This window comes from Variovorax sp. MPBD4-3 (assembly GCF_058809745.1).
This window is the reverse complement of sequence record NZ_JBXASW010000045.1, coordinates 33,744-53,931: the sequence shown is the minus strand read 5'-3', so window position 1 is coordinate 53,931 and position 20,188 is coordinate 33,744. Positions and strand designations below refer to the sequence as shown.

General features: G+C 68.4%; 15 protein-coding genes. 4 read left to right on the top strand and 11 right to left on the bottom strand.

Features of this window, described 5'->3' with window-relative positions:
- The first annotated feature begins 30 nt into the window (after positions 1 to 30).
- Positions 31 to 1,041 (top strand): LacI family DNA-binding transcriptional regulator, encoded by a 1,011-nt coding sequence (locus tag AC1RVW_RS22595; RefSeq protein ID WP_285414612.1) that lies wholly within the window; start codon positions 31 to 33, stop codon positions 1,039 to 1,041.
- Positions 1,042 to 1,080: 39 nt separating this feature from the next.
- Here the strand turns inward: AC1RVW_RS22595 and ydiJ are convergent, their stop codons facing one another.
- Genes ydiJ through AC1RVW_RS22580 form a run of 3 tightly spaced genes read right to left on the bottom strand, consistent with a single transcriptional unit; the run spans position 1,081 to position 6,095 of the window.
- Positions 1,081 to 4,173: a D-2-hydroxyglutarate dehydrogenase YdiJ gene (gene ydiJ, locus AC1RVW_RS22590; protein WP_493202610.1), complete on the bottom strand. Its 3,093-nt coding sequence runs from the start codon at positions 4,171 to 4,173 to the stop codon at positions 1,081 to 1,083.
- A gap of 37 nt (positions 4,174 to 4,210) precedes the next feature.
- Positions 4,211 to 5,200, bottom strand: coding sequence for a Bug family tripartite tricarboxylate transporter substrate binding protein (locus AC1RVW_RS22585; RefSeq protein WP_409196065.1), 990 nt, complete (start codon positions 5,198 to 5,200; stop codon positions 4,211 to 4,213).
- A 19-nt stretch (positions 5,201 to 5,219) separates the two neighbouring features.
- Positions 5,220 to 6,095: an amidohydrolase family protein gene (locus AC1RVW_RS22580; RefSeq protein WP_493202605.1), complete on the bottom strand. Its 876-nt coding sequence runs from the start codon at positions 6,093 to 6,095 to the stop codon at positions 5,220 to 5,222.
- A gap of 86 nt (positions 6,096 to 6,181) precedes the next feature.
- Between AC1RVW_RS22580 and AC1RVW_RS22575 the strand changes: the two genes are divergently transcribed.
- Positions 6,182 to 7,147, top strand: a complete 966-nt coding sequence (locus tag AC1RVW_RS22575; RefSeq protein WP_493202603.1) for a LysR family transcriptional regulator — start codon at positions 6,182 to 6,184, stop codon at positions 7,145 to 7,147.
- Between the two features lie 85 nt (positions 7,148 to 7,232).
- Here AC1RVW_RS22575 and AC1RVW_RS22570 read toward each other — a convergent pair whose 3' ends face one another.
- Positions 7,233 to 8,306: an L-idonate 5-dehydrogenase gene (locus tag AC1RVW_RS22570; protein ID WP_081266213.1), complete on the bottom strand. Its 1,074-nt coding sequence runs from the start codon at positions 8,304 to 8,306 to the stop codon at positions 7,233 to 7,235.
- A gap of 19 nt (positions 8,307 to 8,325) precedes the next feature.
- Complete coding sequence (locus AC1RVW_RS22565; RefSeq protein ID WP_493202601.1) at positions 8,326 to 9,279, bottom strand: 2-hydroxyacid dehydrogenase; 954 nt, start codon at positions 9,277 to 9,279, stop codon at positions 8,326 to 8,328.
- Between the two features lie 165 nt (positions 9,280 to 9,444).
- Between AC1RVW_RS22565 and AC1RVW_RS22560 the strand changes: the two genes are divergently transcribed.
- Both AC1RVW_RS22560 and AC1RVW_RS22555 read left to right on the top strand, forming a co-directional pair.
- Entirely contained in the window at positions 9,445 to 10,206 is a 762-nt protein-coding gene (locus AC1RVW_RS22560; protein WP_081266211.1) for a glucose 1-dehydrogenase, read from the top strand.
- Between the two features lie 4 nt (positions 10,207 to 10,210).
- Positions 10,211 to 10,750, top strand: a complete 540-nt coding sequence (locus tag AC1RVW_RS22555; RefSeq protein ID WP_409196070.1) for a gluconokinase — start codon at positions 10,211 to 10,213, stop codon at positions 10,748 to 10,750.
- On the opposite strand, the gene AC1RVW_RS22550 is transcribed toward AC1RVW_RS22555, so the two are convergent.
- From AC1RVW_RS22550 to flhB, 6 genes are all read right to left on the bottom strand, one after another.
- The gene (locus AC1RVW_RS22550) at positions 10,716 to 12,614 is read right to left on the bottom strand and encodes a glycoside hydrolase family 15 protein (RefSeq protein WP_409196071.1); all 1,899 of its coding nucleotides are present in this window, start codon (positions 12,612 to 12,614) and stop codon (positions 10,716 to 10,718) included. The genes AC1RVW_RS22555 and AC1RVW_RS22550 overlap by 35 nt on opposite strands.
- Positions 12,615 to 12,712: 98 nt before the next feature.
- Positions 12,713 to 13,447 carry an RNA polymerase sigma factor FliA gene (locus AC1RVW_RS22545; RefSeq protein WP_081266208.1) on the bottom strand — a complete coding sequence of 245 codons (735 nt, stop codon included), beginning with the start codon at positions 13,445 to 13,447 and terminating at the stop codon, positions 12,713 to 12,715.
- A gap of 34 nt (positions 13,448 to 13,481) precedes the next feature.
- Positions 13,482 to 14,321: a MinD/ParA family ATP-binding protein gene (locus AC1RVW_RS22540; protein ID WP_409196072.1), complete on the bottom strand. Its 840-nt coding sequence runs from the start codon at positions 14,319 to 14,321 to the stop codon at positions 13,482 to 13,484.
- 10 nt (positions 14,322 to 14,331) lie between these two features.
- A complete protein-coding gene (gene flhF, locus AC1RVW_RS22535) occupies positions 14,332 to 16,845 on the bottom strand; it encodes a flagellar biosynthesis GTPase FlhF (protein ID WP_409196073.1) in 2,514 nt (837 codons plus the stop codon).
- Positions 16,842 to 18,941, bottom strand: a complete 2,100-nt coding sequence (gene flhA / locus AC1RVW_RS22530; protein WP_081266206.1) for a flagellar biosynthesis protein FlhA — start codon at positions 18,939 to 18,941, stop codon at positions 16,842 to 16,844. The genes flhF and flhA overlap by 4 nt, the downstream gene beginning before the upstream one ends.
- On the bottom strand, positions 18,938 to 20,092 hold the full coding sequence (gene flhB / locus AC1RVW_RS22525) for a flagellar biosynthesis protein FlhB (protein WP_081266205.1): 1,155 nt from the start codon (positions 20,090 to 20,092) through the stop codon (positions 18,938 to 18,940). The genes flhA and flhB overlap by 4 nt, the downstream gene beginning before the upstream one ends.
- Positions 20,093 to 20,188 lie beyond the last annotated feature (96 nt).

The following is a 20,188-nucleotide window of genomic DNA, read 5'->3' as shown; positions in this document are numbered from 1 at the left end:
GCCTCCGCCCCTGCGTCCCGCCCGCCCACCATGGCCGACGTGGCCGCGCGCGTCGGCGTGTCGAAGATGACGGTCTCGCGCGCGCTCAACCGCAGCGTGGGCAGCGACCGCGTCACCTCGCAGGCGCTGCGCGAGCGCATCCTGCAGGCCTGTGAAGAGATGGGCTACGTGATCGACCAGACCGCGCGCACTTTCTCGAGCAAGCGCTCGGGTTTCGTCGCGGCGCTGATCCCGTCGCTCAACAACTCCAACTTCTCTGAGACGGTGCAGGGCATTGCCGCGGCGGTGGAATCGCGCGGGCTGCAGCTGCTGCTGGGCTACACGGACTACCGCGTGGAGACCGAAGAGCGCCTGCTGCGCGCCATGCTCGCGCGCCGGCCCGAGGGCGTGATCCTCACCGGCGGCTCCCACACGCCCGCCGCGCGCGCCATGCTGCAGGCCGCCGGCGTGCCGGTCATCGAGACCTGGGACCTGCCCGCCACGCCCATCGGGCACACGGTCGGCTTCTCGAACGCCGAAGCCGCCGCGGCGATGGTGCGGCACCTGCACGGCAAGGGCTACCGGCGCATCGCGTTCATCGGCGGCACCTCGAACCGCGACACCCGCGGCGCCGACCGGCAGCGCGGCTATGCGCAGGCGATCCGCGAACTGGGGCTGCCCGACGGGCGCGTCATCAGCTTCGGCCAGCCGCCGATCTCGATGGCGCAAGGCGGCGAGGCCATCGCGCAGCTCGTGCGCCAGTGGCCCGACGTGGATGCGGTGCTCTGCGTGTCCGACCTCTCGGCCTTCGGCGCGCTGATGGAATGCCAGCGCCGGGGCTGGGACGTGCCCGGGCGCATCGCGATCGCGGGCTTCGGCGACTTCGAAGTCGCGCGCGCCTGCCATCCGCGCATCACCACCGTGGCGGTGGATTGCATGGGCATCGGCACGGCGGCGGGCGAGCTGCTGCTGCGGGTGATCGACGGCACGCGGGACGGGCATCGGCCGCCGCCGGAGACGGTGCTCATCCCGTTTCGCGTCGAGCAGCGGGAGAGTTCGTAGAGGCCCCGATATCCAGGTGCGGCCTTTGCCTTCGGGTAGTCACAAGACCCCGGCCTCGGTGCCAACGGGGGGCGAAGATTCGGTCCGGCCGTGGAAATGAAGCAGTACCTCCACCGGATGCCGCAGATGCCGGCCCTCCATTCGCTCGGCCTGGCTGCGGCAGGAATAGCCCGTGGCCAGAAACTCCGTGCCTCGCGTCTTCCCGGACTTCAATAGCGGGCCCCACGATTGGGAGTAGATGTGGCGCGAAGTCCCGACGTTCAGGCTCTCGTGCCCGTAGGTCCCCGACATGCCGCAACAGCCGCTGGCCTGTTGGCGCAGCTTCAGCCCGGCGCGGGCAAATACCTCGGGCCAAAGCGCGGCGGCAGCGGGTGCGGTCGTCTTTTCCGTGCAATGGGTCAGGAGCCGGAAGTCCCCCTCTGGAGATTCCGGCACCTTCGCGGGCAGTACGTCCAGGAGCCACTCCTGCGGGAGCAGGACGGCAGGCGGTTTCTCCAGGGACGCGAGCTTCGCGTACTCCTGCCGGTACACGAGCGTCATTGCAGGATCGAGGCCGACAAGGGGCACACCGCATGACGCCAATTCACCGAGCATCGTTGCGTTCCTGAGCGCCGTCCGGTTGAACGCCTTGAGGAAGCCCAGCACATGGAGCGGCTTGCCGTTGGGCATGAAGGGGGCCAGCCAGACTGTGTATCCAAGCCGGGACGCGAATTCGATGAAAGCGCAGAGCACGCGTGCCTCGAAATAGCGCGTGAACGCATCCTGCACCAGGATCACGGACCTGGCGCGCTGCGCGCCTGTCTGCGCGGCCAGCAACGCCGGAGTGGCCTCGCGCACGCCCCACCGGCTCAGCGTGGCCTGGAAGTCGAAGCGGCTCAGCAGCGGGCTGTCGACCATGCCCGCGTGGCGTTCGAGCGTGCGGCGAACCAGTGCCGACGACATGGCGCCGTTGTAGAGCCGCGGAAAGCGCGCGAAGAAGGGCACGCTGAATTCGAGCGAGCCAATCAGGTAGTCCTTGATCGGCCTCGAATAGCGGGTGTGATACAGCTCCAGGAAGCGCGAGCGGAACTCCGGGACGTTGACCTTGACAGGACACTGCCCCGCGCACGACTTGCAGGCCAGGCAACCGGACATTGCTTCATAGACTTCGTGAGAGAAGTCGCCGGCGCCTTCATTGCCGTGCGCCGCACGCTGGCGGCTGTTTCGCCAACGCCTGAAAAATCCGGCGAAGGACGAATCTTGCCGCGCCGCCGCCTGGAGCACGTCGACCCCCGCGTTGCCCTGCAAGCGCAGCCACTCCCGCAACAGCGTGGCGCGGCCCTTGGGGGAATGCCTGCGTTCACGCGTGGCCTTCCACGAAGGGCACATCGCGTCGTCGGGGTCGAAGTTGTAGCAAGCGCCATTGCCGTTGCAATGGACCGCGCCGGCATAGCTTTTCCACACGCGTTCGTCGATCTGGCGATCGGCGTCGGCACGCAAGGGCACTTCGTCGATGCGCAGCAGCCGCGAGACCTGGCCCGCGGGCGTGGCGATCTTTCCCGGATTGAGCTGGTTGTGCGGATCGAACGCCGCCTTGAGCTCTTGCAGGGCCGGATACAAGGGGCCGAAATACTGCGGCGCATATTCGGAGCGAACCCCCTTCCCGTGCTCGCCCCACAGCACGCCGCCGTACTTCAGCGTCAGCCTGGCGACCTCGTCGGAGATCGTGCGGATCAGCGCCGCATGGGCCGGGTTCTTCAGATCCAGGGCCGGCCGGACATGCAGCACGCCCGCATCCACGTGGCCGAACATGCCGTAGCTCAGCCCATGGCCGTCGAGCAACGCCCTGAACTCTTCGATGTAGTCGGCAAGCTTCTCCGGCGGCACCGCCGTGTCTTCGACGAAGGGCTGGGGCCGGGCCTCCCCTTGCACGTTCCCCAGCAGGCCGACCGCGCGCTTGCGCATGGCGTAGACCTTTTCAACCGCCGCCTGACCCGATGCAATGGTGTGGCCGATGCGCGTCGCGCTGGCGTCGTTGGCCAGATGCTCGGTGAAGGCCGCCACACGGCCGCGCACCTCGTCCTTCGAGTCTCCGCAGAATTCGACCAGGTTGATTCCGCGCGTCGGCACCGTGTCGGAAGGCTCGGAAAAATACTCGGCCACGTCCTGCCAGACGATGTCGTCCATCGCCAGGCCCAGCACCCTTGAATCGACCGTCTCTATCGACAGCGGGCGGTGCCGCATCAGGAACTGCGCATCGCGCAGTGCATCCATGAAGCTGGCGTATCGCACATTGACCAGCATGGAATGCCGGGGAATCGGGAGCAGGTTGATTTCGGCCTCCACGACGAACCCCAGCGAACCTTCCGCGCCGCACAGCACGCTGTTGAGGTTGAAGCGATCGCCGGGCTCTTGCAGGTGCGCCAGGTCATAGCCGGTGAGGCAGCGATTCAGACGGGGAAAGCGCGTCGCGATCAGCTCGGCATGCTGCGTGGCGATCTTGTGTGCGCAGCGCCATGCGTCGCCCACGGGACCGCCTTTTTTCAACTGCACCTGCAGCTCGGCGGCATCGACCGACCGGCTCTGGAAGCGCGCGCCGCCCGGCAGGACCACATCCAGCTCCAGCACATGGTCGCGCGTCTTGCCGTAGGTGCAACTGCCCTGGCCGCTCGCGTCCGTGTTGATCATGCCGCCGATCGTCGCGCGGTTCGATGTCGACAGCTCGGGCGCAAAGAACAGCCCGTGTGCCTTCAGCGCCGCATTCAACTGGTCCTTGACCACGCCGGCCTGCACGCGCGCCACCCGGCGCACGGGGTCGATCCACAGGATCTGGTTGAGATGCCGCGAAAGATCCACGGCGATGCCGTCCGTCAGGGACTGGCCGTTGGTGCCCGTTCCCCCGCCGCGCGGAGAAACCGCCACGCGCCGATGCTCCGGCCTGGCGAGCAGCCTGGCGATCGTTTCGACGTCGGCCGCGTCGCGCGGAAAGACCACCGCCTGGGGCAGCCGCTGGTAGATCGAGTTGTCCGTAGCCAGCACGGTGCGATCGGCGTACTGCGACGTGATCTCGCCTTTGAAGCCTTCGGCGGCAAGTGCATGGAGAAAGCGCCGGTAGCCGCTTTCCAGCGCTACCGGAACTGGAATGATCGCAATCAATTTCGGATTTCCCGCAGTGACAGGCGCAGGCAGGTCAATCGGCCTTCAGCCGCCCTTGCCTGACCATCTGCGCGGCCAGGGTGACCTCGCCATCGACCAGCCTCTGCAGCGCGGCCCCCGTGTCTCCGACCGGCTCGCTGCCCAGATCCCGGATCACGTTGGAGAACTCCGGCTGGGCGACGGACTTGGAGATCCAGCCCTGGAGACTGGCCACGTTGGCGGCGGGCGTGCCCTTGGGTGCGAATGCCCCGACGAAGGTCGTGGCGTCGAACGCTGGCAGGCCCAGCTGGGAAAGCGTCGGCACGCTTGCAAGCAAGCCGCCGGCCTGGGGGCCAAGCACCATCACGGCACGCAGCGCGCCGCTCTTGATGTGCGGGGTCGAGCTCGTGATCTGGTCGACCACCGCATCGATCTGGCCGCCGATCAGGTCGACCAGCGCCGGCCCGGAACCCTTGTAGGGCACCGCGTTGACCTGCGCCTTGGCGGAATCCTCGAACTGGAGCAGCGCCAGGTGATTGGGAGAGCCCGGGCCTGCATGTCCGACCGTCACGCCCTGCTTCGCGGCCTTCGCCGCCTTCACGAAGTCGGCCGCGGTCTTGAACCGCGTGTCGTTGGCGCGCACGACCACGACGACGGGCGTGCGGCTGAGCAACGCGACCGGCACCAGGCTGTCGGCCTTGTAGGGCAGCTTGATGATCTCGGGCAGAGTGCCCAGCTGGCCGGGCGTTGCCACCAGCAAGGTATGCCCGTCGGGCTCCGCCCGCGCCACCGTGCCGGTTCCCACCGCGCCGCCACCGCCGGCGCGGTTTTCGACGATCACGGACTGGCCGACCAGCTTCGTCAGCGGCACGCCCAGCGAACGCGCGACGATGTCCACGTTCCCCCCTGGTGCGAAGGGAACCACCAAGGTGATCGGCTTCGAGGGAAAGCGGCTCTGCGCAGTGGCGGGCTGGAGTGCGGCGCAGGCGGCGAGCGATGCGGCACCTTGCAGGAAAAATCTGCGGCTGTTTTTTTGATTGAACATGAATGTCTCCTTTTAGAAATCAGTCTTTCCAGTAAAGCCGGGTCGGGTTGTCGACCAAAGCCTTGCGCCTGATTTCCTCGGGAAACCAGTGCGTGATCAGGTTTGCCAGCTCGATGCTGGCGGTCGACGTTGCGTCGATGCCGGGGTGGGGCCAGTCCGAGCCCCATACGATGCGCTCAGGATTCGCCTGCGCCAGGCTGTGCGCGAGCGGCAGCACGGCGGGGTCGACGCCCGACGCCGCCGGAGATATGCGGTATGCCCCCGAGAACTTGACCCAGGCGCATCCCTCCTGAAGCAGGCTTCGAAGACGCTTGACGCCCCTGCTGTCGATGTCCGCGCAGTCCGATGGATGACCGAAGTGATCCACCACCACGGTCATGCCCGTCTCGGTCAGGCGCTGGACGAGGCCGAAATCCGCATCGATGTTCACGAGCAGCTGGATGTGCCACCCGAGGCCCTTCACCCGGTCCGCAATGGACTGCAGGCCGGCGGCGGAAACGCCCCCGCTGAACAGCGCATTGCATCTGGCGCCTCGCACCCCGAGCCGATGCAGTTCCTCGATCTCGGCATCCGGCGTGTCTTCGAAGACGACCGCCACGCCGCGCATGCTGCCCGCAGCCGCGTCGTGCAGCGTCCGCTTCAGGAGCGAGTGATCGCGGCCGTACACGCTCGGCTGGACCAGAACGCAGCGATCCATGCCCAAAGGCCGATAGGCAGCCCAGTACTGTTCGATCGTGGCCGGCGGCGGGGTGTACGAGCGCTCGGCAATGAATGGAAATTCCTCCGGCGATCCGAAGACATGCAGGTGCGTGTCGCACGTCCCCTGCGGAAAGATTCTTTCTTTTTCACCTGGAAGCGCCTGAGGGGCTGCGCCGTGGCGGCCTGTGATTGCCATGGATTCCAAAACTGTCTGGTTGAGTGCAGGGCAGATTGTTTTGGTTGGGCATGTAGTTAGTCAAATTCATTACTATCATTGTCCAGATGAATGAAATTCAGCTTCCTGCGAGCAAGGATCGTGCGTCGATGAACCTTCGCCGGATCGATCTCAACCTGCTGGTGATGTTCGAAGCGCTCGTCGAGGAGCGAAGCGTGACCAAGGCGGCGGCCCGGCTCAACCTGACTTCTTCTGCCGTGAGCCATGCGTTGCGCCGTCTCAGGGAGCAATTCAAGGACCCCCTGATGCTGCGAACCGCGGAGGGCATGGTTCCGACACCCGAGGCCGTTCGCCTGGCCAAGAGCTTCAGAAAGGCTTTCAGCGAAATCGAGGACGCCATCGGCGTCGCCGGGGAGTTCGACCCCGGCACCGCGAGAAGAACTTTTCTTCTGCGCGTGTCCGACTATGTCGGCATCCTCTTGCTGCCGCGCCTGTGCATCGAGTTGCGCACCGTGGCGCCAGGTGTCAGCCTGTCGGTGCAGTCGTTCGAGATGCGCCAGCCGTCGGACCGTGTCGAATACGAAGGGGTGGAAATCCGGCTCTCCGTTTCCCGGGGGCACTCCGTTCTTTCCGCCTCGCGGCGAATACTGGACGACCGCTGGATGGTGTTGATGAGGAAAGGCCACCCCGCCGCGTCCGCGCCACTGACCCTGGACAAATACCTGGAGCTGGGGCATCTGAAGGTCTCGGGCGTGGGCAGCAGCATCCTTGACGAGCTGCTGGCCGAACGCGGGCTGGCACGCCGGGTCATGATCCAGGTGCCCACCTGGCAAGGCATGGTGCCGGTGATCGAATCCACCGACCTGATCGCGGCCATGCCGGCCCACTGGATGGGCAGCGTGCTTTCAGGCTCGAACTGCGTCGCCTTTCCGTTCCCGCTGCCCGAGCTGGCGCTTTCCATCGACGCGGTCTGGCATCCCCGCAACGACCACGATCCCGGCCATAAATGGTTCAGGGAGCTGATCCATCAGATCTTTCAGGACGCGCACAGGAAATCGCGCGTGGAAGACTGACCGCGATTCGAACACCGGGATGGAGCCGATTCATCCCGCCTGATGCCGGACTCCTTCCCTTTTCCCCACCGGCAGGATCGACGGATCAGGCCGCGACGGCCTGCGCTCCCGCATCCGCAAAGTCGATCAGCACCTTCATCGCCTGCTTGCGGTCGCTCGCCAGCTCGAAGGCCTCGCGCGCCTTCAGCATCGGGAAGGTGTGCGTCACCACCGGCGACAGGTCGACCCGGCCCTCGTTGATGAGCCGCACCGCCAGCGCGAACTCGGCATGGAAGCGGAACGAGCCGCAGATGCTCAGTTCCTTCGACACCACCATGTTCTGCGGAATGCTCACGTCGCCGCCCAGGCCGAGCTGCACGACCACGCCGCGCGGGCGCATCACTTCCAGGCCGTCGCGCAGCGCGCGTTCGTTGCCGGAGCATTCGAGCATCACGTCGAAGGTGCCCTTGTCGGCCGAATGGCGCGACACCCAGGTCTTGTCCTGCGCGACATTGATGGTCTGGTCGGCGCCCATGGCGCGTGCAATGGCCAGCGGCTCGTCGACCACGTCGGTGGCGGTGATCTCGGCCGCGCCGTGCGCGCGCGCCGCCGCGATGGCCAGCACGCCGATCGGGCCGCAGCCCGACACCAGCACGCGCTTGCCCAGCAGCGGCCCGGCACGCGACACGCCGTGCAGCCCCACCGAGAACGGCTCGGCCAGCGCGGCCAGCCGCAGCGGCACGTGGTCGGCCACCTTCACGCACTGCGTGGCCTCGCACAGCAGCATGTTGCGGAACGCGCCCTGCACGTGCGGCGTGCGCATCGCGCTGCCGTAGAAGCGCATGTCCAGGCACTGGTTGGGCAGGCCTTCGAGGCAGAACTTGCAGGCGCCGCAGGGGCGGCTCGGGTTGACGGCCACCTTGTCGCCGATGCGCACGCTCTCCACGCCGGGCGCCACCGCCACCACGGTGCCGGCCACCTCGTGGCCCAGCACCATCGGCTCCTTGATGCGCACGGTGCCGAAGCCGCCGTTGTGAAAGTAGTGCAGGTCGGAGCCGCAGATGCCGCCCATGCCGACCTTCACCAATACCTGGCCGGGGCCTATTTCCCCGGCGTCCTGTTCGTCCAGCCGCAGGTCGTCGGGGGCGTGGATCACGAGGCACATACAACGCAAACGCATGATTCTTTCCTTCGGGCGATCAGGCCACGGGGGTGATGAGAGGCTGGCCCGCGAAGTGGGCCTCGAGGTTGCGGCGCACCAGCTCGCCCATGGCACGGCGCGTCTGTTCGGTGCCGCTGCCATGGTGCGGGGTCAGCACCACGTTGTCGAGCGCGGCGAAGCGCGGGTCGATGCGCGGCTCGTTGAGGAACACGTCGAGCCCCGCGCCGGCAATGCTGCGCGCCTCCAGCGCCTGCAGCAGCGCGGCTTCGTCGACGGTGGTGCCGCGCGACACGTTCACCAGCCAGCCCGTGGGGCCCAGCGCCTGCAGCACTTCGGCATTCACGATGCCGCGCGTGGCCTCGCCGCCCGGCAGGATGACGATGAGTACGTCGCACCAGTCGGCCATCGCGCTCAGGCTCGCGAAGTGGCGGTGCGGGCTGTCTGCCTTCGGGCTGCGGCTGAAGTAGCCCAGCTCCACGTCGAAGCCCGAGAGCCGCTTCGCGATGGTGCTGCCGATGCGGCCGAAACCGGCGATGCCGACGCGCTGGCCGAAGACGCGCGTGGCCAGCGGTATGCCGCCTTGCGCCCATGCGCCGCTGCGCACGAACTGGTCGCTGGCCGCTATGCGGCGCTGCAGCGCCAGCGTGAGCCCCACAGCAAGGTCCGCCACGTCGCCGTTGAGCACGTCGGGCGTGTTGGTCACGCGGATGCCGCGCGCGCGGCAGGCGGCGAGATCGATGGCGTCGGTGCCCACGCCGTAGCAGGCGACCAGCTCCAGCCTGGGCAGCGACGCGATGAGCTCCGCGCTCGCGCCCAGTTCGCCGCGCGTGGCGATGGCGCGGATGTCGGCAGCATGTTCGGCGACGAAGGCCGCCGGGTCCTGCGCCTCCCACAGGTGGTGCAGGGTGTAGGCCGCCCGCATCGGCGCCATGTCCCACTCGGGATATGCGCCGGCCAGGAGGACGTGCGGGGAAATGGCGGTAGCGGTCAAGCGGATGTCTCCTGCGGCATGAAAGATACCGGTAACTCTAACGAATTGCCTGTAGTAAAGCCAGCACGGGCTTCACCCATTGACGTTTTCAAAAGATACCGGTAACTTCCTGCCGTTGCCACGTACCGGGGCACCCCGCTCACGCCCCGTCCCAAGGAGCTCTTCTTGAAACTGTTCGATCTTTCCGGGCGCACCGCCCTCGTCACCGGCTCCAGCAAGGGCATCGGCTTCGCGCTGGCGGCGGCACTGGGCCAGGCCGGCGCGCGCGTCGTGCTCAACGCACGCGACGCCGCCGCACTCACCGCCGCGCGCGACGCACTGCGCGCCCGGGGTATCGCGGCCGAATCGGTCGCCTTCGACGTGACGGATGCCGCGGCGGTCGAGGCCGGCGTGGCCGCGGTCGAGTCCGGCATCGGCCCCATCGACATCCTCGTCAACAACGCAGGCATGCAGCACCGCGGCGCATTCGCCGAATTCCCCATCGATGCCTGGCACAAGATCACGACCACCAACATCGACAGCGTGTTCTTCGTGGGCCGCTTCGTGGCGCAACGCATGATCGAGCGCAAGCGCGGCAAGATCATCAACGTGTGCTCCGTGCAAAGCGAGCTGGGCCGCCCCGGCATCGCGCCCTACGCCGCCACCAAGGGCGCGGTGAAGATGCTCACCAAGGGCATGGCCATCGACCTGGGCAAGCACGGCATCCAGGTCAACGGCCTGGGCCCCGGCTACTTCAAGACCGAACTGACGCAGGCGCTGGTGGCCGACGAGGCCTTCACGGCCTGGCTCTCGGGCCGCACGCCGGCCGGCCGCTGGGGCGATGTCGAGGAACTCGGCGGCGCGGCCATCTTCCTGGCGTCGGACGCCTCGAGCTTCGTCAACGGCCACATCCTGTACGTGGACGGCGGCATCACCGCGAGCCTGTAGCCGCATGCACGCGCAGCAGCGCACCTGCGTGGTGGTGATGGGCGTGTCGGGCACCGGCAAGAGCAGCGTGGCGGCGGGGCTGGCGCAGTTGCTCGCGCTGCCCTGGATCGACGCCGACGACCTGCACCTGCCCGAAGCCGTGGCGCGCATGCGGGCCGGCCAGCCGCTGGGCGACGCGGACCGCTGGCCCTGGCTCGACCGCGTGGGCGACAACCTGGCCGACCGTACCGCCGCGCCGCGCGGCGTGCTGGTGGCCTGCTCCGCGCTGCGGCGCGCCTACCGCGACCGGCTGCGTGATGCGTCGCCGTCGCTTCAGTTCGTGTTCCTGGACGGGCCCGATGCGCTCATCCGCCAGCGCCTGGAACGGCGCACCGGCCACTACATGCCGCCCAGCCTGCTCGACAGCCAGTTGCGGACGCTGGAACGGCCGGACCCGAGCGAAACGGACGTGTGGCATGCCGACATCGACACGCCCGTGGCGCAAATCGTGGCCGACATCGGCGCGCGGCTCAGCCGCCGCGCGAAGGACGCCGCCGCCGCTTGAGCGGCGCCTTGCCGTCGAGGTCCGCCAGCTCCCACACGCCGCCCGCCGCGGACACCAGCGCATGCGCGCTGTTGATCAGCCCGATGTGCGAGAACGCCTGCGGAAAATTGCCGAGCTGCCGCCGTCCGACCGGGTCGTATTCCTCCGCGAACAGGCCCAGGTCGTTGCCCAGCGACAGCAGCCGCTTGAACAGCGCGCGCGCCTTGCGCAGCTTGCCCATGGCCACGTACACATTGGTCAGCCAGAAGCTGCAGGCGAGGAAAGCGCCCTCCCCGCCCTCCAGGCCGTCGACGCCTTTCTCGGTGCGGTAGCGATACACCAACCCGTTGAAGATCAGTTCTTTCTCGACGCGCGCGATGGTTCCCTGCACGCGCGGATCGTGGATGGGCAGGAAGCCGATCAGCGGCATCCACAGCAGCGCGGCATCGACCGTGTCGGCGCCGTAGTACTGCACGAAGGAATTGCTGGCCGCGTCGTAGCCGCGCGCGCAGACCTCGGCATGGATCTCGTCGCGCGCCGCGCGCCAGTGGCCGACCGGCCCTTCGAGACCGAAGTCTTCCGCGCTCGCGATCATGCGGTCGAAGGCCAGCCAGCACATGATCTTGGAGTGCACGAAGTGGCGCGGCTCGCCGCGCACTTCCCACAGGCTGCAGTCGGGCTGCTTCCATAGCACCATGAGCTGCTTCGCGATGGCGCGCTCCAGCGGCCAGACCTTGTCCATGTCCGCCAGGCCCGCCTTGCGCGCCGCATGGAAAGCCGCGATGACCGAGCCGTACACGTCGAGCTGGCGCTGCCCGTGCGCGCCGTTGCCGATGCGCACCGGCCGGCTGCCGTCGTAGCCCGGCAGCCAGCCGAGTTCCAGTTCGGTGAGCGAGCGTTCGCCGTGCAGGCCGTACATCACCTGCAGTTCCTCGGGCGAGCCGCCCACGGCGCGCATCAGCCACCAGCGCCATGCGCTGGCCTCTTCCACGTAGCCGGAGCCGATCAGCGCGTAGAGCGTGAGCGCGGCGTCGCGCAGCCAGCAGAAGCGGTAGTCCCAGTTGCGCTCGCCGCCGGGCTGCTCGGGCAGCGAGGTGCTGGGCGCGGCGACGATGCCGCCGGTGGGCTCGTAGGTCAGCGCCTTGAGCGTGAGCAGCGAACGCATCACCGGCTCGCGGTACTCGCCTTGGTAGCCGCAGCGGTCGGTCCATGCGCACCACTCGGCGCTGGCCTGGGCCAGCAACGCGCTGGCGTCGCGCGTGACCGGCGGTTTCTCGTGCGAGGGAAACCAGTCGAGCACGAACGCGATCGACTGCCCGGCCAGCACGGTGAAATCTGCATGGCTCGCAAAGTCTTCATTGACCAGCGGCACGCCGGAACTGATCCGCACCGCGTCGGGCCCGGCGACGGCATGCACCGCGCCGTCGCGCCGCTCGACCCAGGGGCACCACTCGCCGTAGTTGAAGCGGATGCGCAACTCGGTGTGCATGTTCACCGCGCCGCGCACTCCCTGCACGATGCGCACCACCTCGTGCGTGCCGCCCGCGGCCGGGCGCGGCATGAAGTCGGTCACCAGGGCCGTGCCCTTGGCGGTGTGGATGGTGGTCTCCAGCACCATGGTGCCGGGCAGGTAGCGGCGCGTGACCCGGGCCTTGGCGCTCCTGGCGCGCATGGTCCAGCGGCCGTTGCGCTCGTCGCCGAGCAGGCTCGCGAACATGGCGGCGGAATCGAAGCGCGGCAGGCACAGCCACTCGATATCGCCGCCCAGGTGCACCAGCGCGGCGCTGTGGGTGGAGCCGATCAGCGCATAGTCGGCAATGGGCCGTGCCGGGCGGGCAGGCCGCCGGCGCGTTGAGGGTTGTTTATTTTTTGGCGGCTGAGACAAGCTGTGAGCATCGCCCGCCGGCCGGCGGCACCGCGCCGGAGAGCGGCGCCAAGTGCTGCCGGACAACGCCTATCCGGCCGCGGCCGGCTGCGTCGTCGTCAGAGCAGGTCCTTGAGCTTCGCGCGCAGCCTGCTGATCGCCTGGCTGTGCAGCTGGCACACGCGCGACTGGCTCACTTCCAGGATGGCGCCGATCTCGCGCAGGTTCAGTTCTTCCTCGTAGTAGAGGTTCAGCAGCAGCTGGTCGCGCTCGGGCAGCGCCGAAATGGCATCCACCAGCTGGTGGCGGAAGCCGCTCTCCAGCAATTGCTCCAGCGGGTCATCACCACTGCGCCGGTCGCGGCGCGCGTCCTGCGAGTGGATGTCCAGGAACGGGTTGTCCGGGTCGTCCTTCGCGAAGTCCTCCACGTAGAGCAGCTGGCAGCCATGTATTTCCTGCAGCATGGACTGGTAGGCCTCCAGGTCCATCTTCAGTTCCTTGGCGATCTCGCCTTCGCTCGGCGCGCGCCCGAGCCGGTGGCCGAGCGCATGAATGGCCTTCTCGATGCCACGGGCCGACTGGCGCAGGCCGCGCGAGCCCCAGTCGCTGGCGCGCAGCTCGTCGAGCATGGCGCCGCGGATGCGCTGGCTGACGAAGGTCTCGAACTGCGCCCCACGGTTGTCCTGGTAGCGGCTGGACGCATCCAGCAGGCCCAGCATGCCGGCCTGGATCAGGTCGTCCAGCTCCACGCTGGCGGGCAGCTTGGCCATCATCTGCAATGCGATGCGGCGCACCAGCGGCTGATGCTGCGCCAGCAGGTGCGATTTCTCGATGGTTCCCTGTGCGGTGTACACGGACGTCCTCTTGCGGTTATCTGCCGGAACCGGGTCAGGCGGCTGCGGCCGCGTGCATCACGGCCTGGGCTGGCTTGCCTGGAGCAACGCCGGCGCGCGCATCGGCGCGCCAGGGCCAGCGGCCCATGTCGTCGGCCACGCGGCGGAAATCGACCGCTGCCGCGCTCGCGGGAAAGGCCTCGACGATGGTCTGCTTCAGCCGCCATGCATCGGCGACGCGCGCGTCGAAGCGGGCCCAGCCGGCCGCCTCCAGCGACAGCGCCAGGTAGCGGCTGCCGGCGTTGGCCAGGTTGCTCATGATCCGGCGCGCCGCCTCGACCTCGGCCACGCCGTTGACGAGAAAGCGCAGTTGCTTGAGTCCGTGCGCGTAGTGCAGGCGCTTGATGCCCGCATAGGCGGTGGTGATCGACGCGGGCTGCGGCTGCAGCACCAGCAGGAGTTCGTCGGCGGCCTGCGCGAGCGGCGACAGGCGGCCTTCGCTGTCGAGCGCCGCGTCGACGATGACCACGCCGTCGCGCCACATCGTGCGCGGGTCGGTGTCGTCGCCGGCCACGCCGGGCGGCGCGGGCAGCACGTGCACGCCGCTGCCGGCGCGCACCGCCGCGCTCGCGAGCGTGAGCCGGCCGGAGGCCACGTCGGCCAGCCCGCCCAGCGGATCGATGGCCCAGACCTCGCAGGCCGAGCCGACCTTGGGACAGTGCTCATCGAGCAGCAGCACGTTCTTGCCCTGCTGCACCAGCGCGGCGCCGAGGTTCATCGCGGCCGTGGTGGCACCGGCGCCCGGGCCCATGCTCGTGACCGCGACCACGCGTGTCTGCGTCTGCGCCAGCAGGCGGCGCAACCCGTCGGCCTGGTCCGCGACCATCTTGCTCATTGCGATCTCCTCAACCCTGCGGCTCCAGCGCGCGCGGCGCCTGCACGGGCGCGGTGGACTCGGTGCCCAGCGCCTCCAGCAACAGGAAAAGCTTGCCCACGCCCGCATACAGCGCGCTGCCGCTCATGAGCCGGCCGTTGCGCACCGGGCGCCCGGTCAGCTGGCCCAGCAGCACGCGGGTGCGGTCGGCCCATTCGCCCTCGGCCTGCGCCAGCCGCCACACGGTGGTGGTCATCTGGCCGGCGATGAGCAGGCGCTTCATGTTGTTCGGGTCGCCCAGTTCGCCGATGCCGCCGACCAGTTGCACGCCGTCGCGCAGCAGGCGGAAGCATGGCTCGGCGTCGTTGGCCCAGGCCTGCCATTGGGCGAGCTGGCGCGCCTTCACCTCGGTGCCGATGTTCGTGAGCGCATAGCTCTGCGCCAGCACGTTGCCGCTGCGCGCGTCGAGCATGCGCGTGGCGACGCAGCGCAGCGCGGGCATGGCCTCGCGCCCGACGCCCGCCGCCACCGCGGCCGCGTTGAAGCGCAGCACCACGTCGACCTGCGCCTCGCAGCGCAGCGCGGCCTTGCCGCGGAAGCGCACGGCCTGCCCTTCGCTGAACTCGAAGTCCAGCCGCGCGAGCGTGTCGGGTGCGCCGGTGCGCGCATCGACCACCGCCGTGGAGCCCGGCGCGCGCGCCAGCCAGCGCTGGCCACCCGCCTGCCACTGCAGCATCGACTCGAGGCCGGGCAGGCGCGTGAGCACGTGCACCATCGGCTTGTCGCCGAAGTCCTGCTGGCGCAGCCACGGCACCTGGCGCGCGCCCGGCTTGCGGGAGGCGTCTTTCATGCCGCGCGTGGCGGCGGTGGAAAGCCATTGGTTGGGCGCGGCCAGCGGCAGGCCGCTGCGGTCCGACAGCAGCAGGCTGCCGTGGCATTCGTAGGCGTCGCCGCCTTCGTTGGAGCGCAGGCCGACCTGGCCGCACAGCGCAAGCACATGGGTCTCGCAGCCGGCGGCGATCTCGCCGCGCGCATGCACCATCAGGTCCTGAAGCACGGCCTTCTGGCCGATGTCTTCGTCGGCGGCATTGCGCCACAGCCCGCGCGCACGCTCGAAGCCGATCTGCGCGCCGGCCAGCGCGCTGGCGGCGGTGGCCAGTTCTTGCGCGTCGTGCGCCATCGCGCGGATCAGGTTCTGGTACTTCAGCCGCAGGCGGTCGGCTTCGCCCTGCGCCTGCACCACCTGCGCCGACGGCGCGGTGCCCGCGGGCTCTTCCTGCAGGTCGCTTTCGGCGGGCACGAACAACGGGTTGTGCTGGCGCGGCTGGAACACGCTGTCCACCAGTTGCGCGCGGTCGGCCTGCATCAGGTTCTCGGGCACCTTCTGGCCGCTGGAGATGTAGTGCACCGGCAGGCGATGGCGGATGACGGTGTCGATCAGCGCGCCCGGATGCGTGGACTCGTCGACCTTGGTGAAGATGCAGCCGGTCAGGTCGTTGCCGTGGCGGTAGGCGTGCACCACTTCGTTGAGCGTGTCGCCGTGGCTGGTGGCGTTGAGCAGCAGCAGCCGCTTCACCGGGCGCGGGCTCTGGCCCAGCATGGCGATCTGCTCGGGCACGGCGCGGTCGCGCTGGCTCATGCCGACGGTGTCGATCAGCACCATGTGCTTGTCGCGCAGATCCTGCAGCACCAGGTGCAGGTCGGCCGCGTCCTTCACGGCGTAGACGGGCACGTTGAGGATCTGGCCGTAGATGCGCAGCTGCTCGTAGGCGCCGATACGGTAGCTGTCGGTGGTCACCAGCGCGAGCTTGTCGGCGCCGAAGCGCATCACGCAGCGCGCGGCCAGCTTGGCGGTGGTGGTGGTCTTGCCGACGCCGGTCGGCCCCATCAGCGCATACACGCCGCCCTGCGCGAACAGGGCGTCCTCGTCTTCATGCACGGGCACCGCGCGGATCAGCTCGGACCGCACGTAGGCCATGCCTTCGGCGTAGGTCTGGCCGGTGGGCAGCTTCTCGAGCATGGCCTTCGACAGGCGCGCGCTGAAGCCGGCGCCCAGCAGCGTGCGCAGCAGGCGGCCGCGCACCGGGTCGCGGCGCTGCTTGTCGTTCCAGACCACGCTGGCGAGCTGCTCTTCGATCATGCCGCGCATGGAGTGCAGTTCGTTGAGCACGGTGTCGCCGTGGAGCGCGGGTGCTGGCGCGGGCGCGGCCACGGGCTGCGGCGCGGGGCGCGCGGCCTGAACAACAGGTGCGACAGGTGCGACAGGTGCGACCGGAGCGGCCTGTGCAACGGGCGCCGCGACAGGGACAGCCGCAGGTGCGGGCACGGGTGCGGCCGCGGCAGCCGCCGGCGCCGCGTTGCGCGCTACGCCCTGCACGTCGCCCTCCACCATGGCGACGATCTCGACGCCCTCGGCGGTGGCACGGTGGGTCAGCACGATGGCGTCGGCGCCCAGCGCCTCGCGCACCAGCCTCAGGGCTTCGCGGCTGGTGGCCGCGACGAATTTGCGTGCGGTGGTGCGCACGTCGTTCTGCTGGGAATTCAACCTCGTCCTCCAATGGCGGCGGTGATCTTGATGGTGCGGGAATCAGGGATTTCCGCGTGCGAAAGAACCTTGAGCTGCGGCAGGCTGCGCCGCAGGAAACGCGACAGCAGCACGCGCAGCGAGTGCTGCACCACGAGCACCGGGGCCAGCCCCATCTGCTCCTGCCGCTGGATGGCCGCCTGCGCCTGGTGCAGCAGGTTGTCGGCAATGCCGGGCTCGATGCCGCCGCTGCTGCCCAGCGCCTGCTGCAGCACGCCGTCGAGCGCGCCGTCCAGGCCGATGACCTGCATCTCGCCATCGCCCGGGAACAGCTGCTGCGTGATGGCGCGGCCCAGCGCCAGGCGCGTGAGCGTGGTGAGCTCGGTCGGGTCCTTGATGGTCGGCGCGTGCTCGGCCATCACGTCGAGGATGGTGCGCATGTCGCGGATCGGCACCTCTTCGTCGAGCAGGTTCTGCAGCACCTTGTGCAGCGTGCTGAGCGACAGCACCTTCGGCACCAGGTCCTCGGTGAGCTTGGGCGCGGTCTTGGCGATCTGGTCGAGCAGCTGCTGCACTTCCTGGCGGCCCAGCAGTTCGGCGGCATGCGTCTGTATGAGGTGGTTCAGGTGCGTGGCCATCACGGTGCAGGCATCGACCACCGTGTAGCCGTACACCTGCGCCTGCTGGCGCTGGCTGGCGTCGATCCACACCGCGGGCAGGCCGAAGGCCGGGTCGCGCGTGGGCGCGCCGGGCAGCGTGCCCGACACCTGGCCCGGGTTGATGGCCATCCACTGGTTCGGGAAGGCCTCGCCGCGGCCGATCTCCACGTCCTTCAGGGTGATGACGTAGGTGTTGGGCTTGATCTCCAGGTTGTCGCGGATGTGCACCACCGGCACCAGGAAGCCGATGTCCTGAGCGATCTTCTTGCGGATGCTCTTGATGCGGCCCAGCAGCTCGCCCTGCTGCGACTGGTCCACCAGCGGAATCAGGCGGTAGCCGACCTGCATGCCCAGCGGGTCGACCATGGCCACGTCGTCCCAGGTGGCCTCGGCCATCTCGCTGCCGGGCGCGAGGTTGGCGGCCTGCGCGGCGGCCGCCTCCTGCGCTGCCTGCTGCTGCGGCTTGCGCTGCACCAGGCGGCGGCCCAACCACACCAGGCCGCCCGCGATCAGCAGGAACGCCAGGTTCGGCATGCCGGGAATCATGCCCAGCAGGCCGACGATGCCGGCCGTCAGGAACAGCACCTGCGGGTTGGAGAACAGCTGCCCGGTGAGCTGGCTGCCGACGTCTTCGTCGGTGGTCACGCGCGAGACGATCACGCCGGCCGCGGTCGAGATCACCAGCGCCGGGATCTGCGCCACCAGGCCGTCGCCGATGGCCAGCAGCGTGTAGGTCTTGCCGGCGGTGGAAAAGTCCAGGCCGTGCTGCACCATGCCGACCACCAGCCCGCCGATGATGTTGATCACCATGATGAGCAGGCCCGCGATCGCGTCGCCGCGCACGAACTTGCTGGCACCGTCCATCGAGCCGTAGAAGTCGGCTTCCTGCGCCACTTCCTGGCGGCGCTTGCGGGCCACTTCCTCGCCGATCAGGCCGGCGTTGAGGTCGGCGTCGATGGCCATCTGCTTGCCGGGCATCGCGTCGAGCATGAAGCGCGCGCCCACCTCGGCGATGCGGCCCGCGCCCTTGGTGATCACCATGAAGTTGATGAGCACGAGGATGATGAACACCATCACGCCCACCGCGAAGTTGCCGCCCACCAGGAAGTGGCCGAACGCCTCGATCACCTTGCCGGCCGCGTCCGGGCCGGTGTGGCCGTTCATCAGCACCACGCGCGTGGAGGCCACGTTCAGCGACAGGCGCAGCAGCGTGGAGAACAGCAGCACCGCCGGGAAGGCCGCGAAGTCGAGCGCCTTCATGGTGTACATGCTCACCAGCAGCACCATCACCGACATGGCGATGTTGAAGGTGAACAGCAGGTCGAGCAGGAATGGCGGCAGCGGCAGCACCATCATGCTCAGGATCATGATGATGAGAATCGGCCCGGCCAGTCCCTTGAACTGCGATCCGGAGAACATCTGCGTCGGCAGACGCAACAGGTTGGTCATCGCGTTCATGCGGCTTTCGCTGTGTCTTTCACTGTGTATTCAAGGGCTTGCGGCACCTGCAGGTCGGTGGGGGTGCGCGGGGCGTCGCCGCCCTCGCTCTTCCAGCGCTTGAGCTGGTAGACCCACGCCAGCACTTCGGCCACCGCGGTGTAGAGGCCGCTCGGAATCTCCTCGCCCACCTTGGTGTGCTTGTAGAGCGAACGCGTGAGCGGCGGCGCCTCGAGGATGGCGACGTTGTGTTCCTTCGCCAGTTCGCGGATGCGCTCGGCGACCAGGTCGGTGCCCTTGGCGACCACGCGCGGCGCGCGCATGTCGCTGTCCAGGTATTTCAGCGCCACCGCGAAGTGGGTGGGGTTGGTCAGCACGATGTCGGCCTTGGGCACCTCGGACATCATCCGGCGCTTGGCGATCTGCTGTTGCTGGCGGCGGATCTGCGCCTTGATGTGGGGGTCGCCTTCGCTTTCCTTGTGCTCCTGGCGCAGGTCTTCGCGCGACATGCGCAGCTTGCGGTAGTAGCTCCAGAGCTGGAACGGCACGTCGATCAGCGCCACCAGGAACAGCGTGGCCGCGATCAGAACGCAGTGCTTGGCCACCAGCACCAGAGCGTGCGGCAGCGCGTAGTGCGCGGGCTGTGCCATGAGGGCCATCACCGTGCCGATGTCGCCCGCGATCACCCACCATGCCACGCCGCCGATCAGCGCCGACTTGGCCAGCGCCTTGACCAGCTCGGCCAGCGACTGGGCGGAGAACATGCGCGCGATGCCGGCCAGCGGATTGATCTTGCTGAACTTCGGCGCGACGGCCTCGACGGAGAACATCCAGCCGCCGAGCATCAGCGGCGCGGCCACGGCCGCCACCATCATCATGGCGAACAGCGGGCCGATGGCCAGCAGCGTCTGCAGCCCCATGAGCCCGGTCTGGGCCAGCATGTGCGAGGTGTCGAACGCGCTGGCGCGCTCGAACTGCAGGCCGCGGCGCAGCGAGCCGTCCATGCTCTCGCCGAGCAGCCCCGCGCTGAACCACAGGCCCGCGCTCGCGGTGCCCAGCATCACGAAGGTGGTGAGCTCCCGTGAACGGGCAACGTTGCCTTCCTCGCGCGCCTTTTCCAGGCGCCGCTCGGAGGCGGGTTCCGTTTTTTCGAGATCGCTTTCCTCAGCCATTCATGCTCCGAACCAGCAGTGGCGAAGTACGCCTTGCTCATGACCAAATTATTGAATTCGGTCGTCCGGAACAATCTGCCGATAAGGGCCCTTATC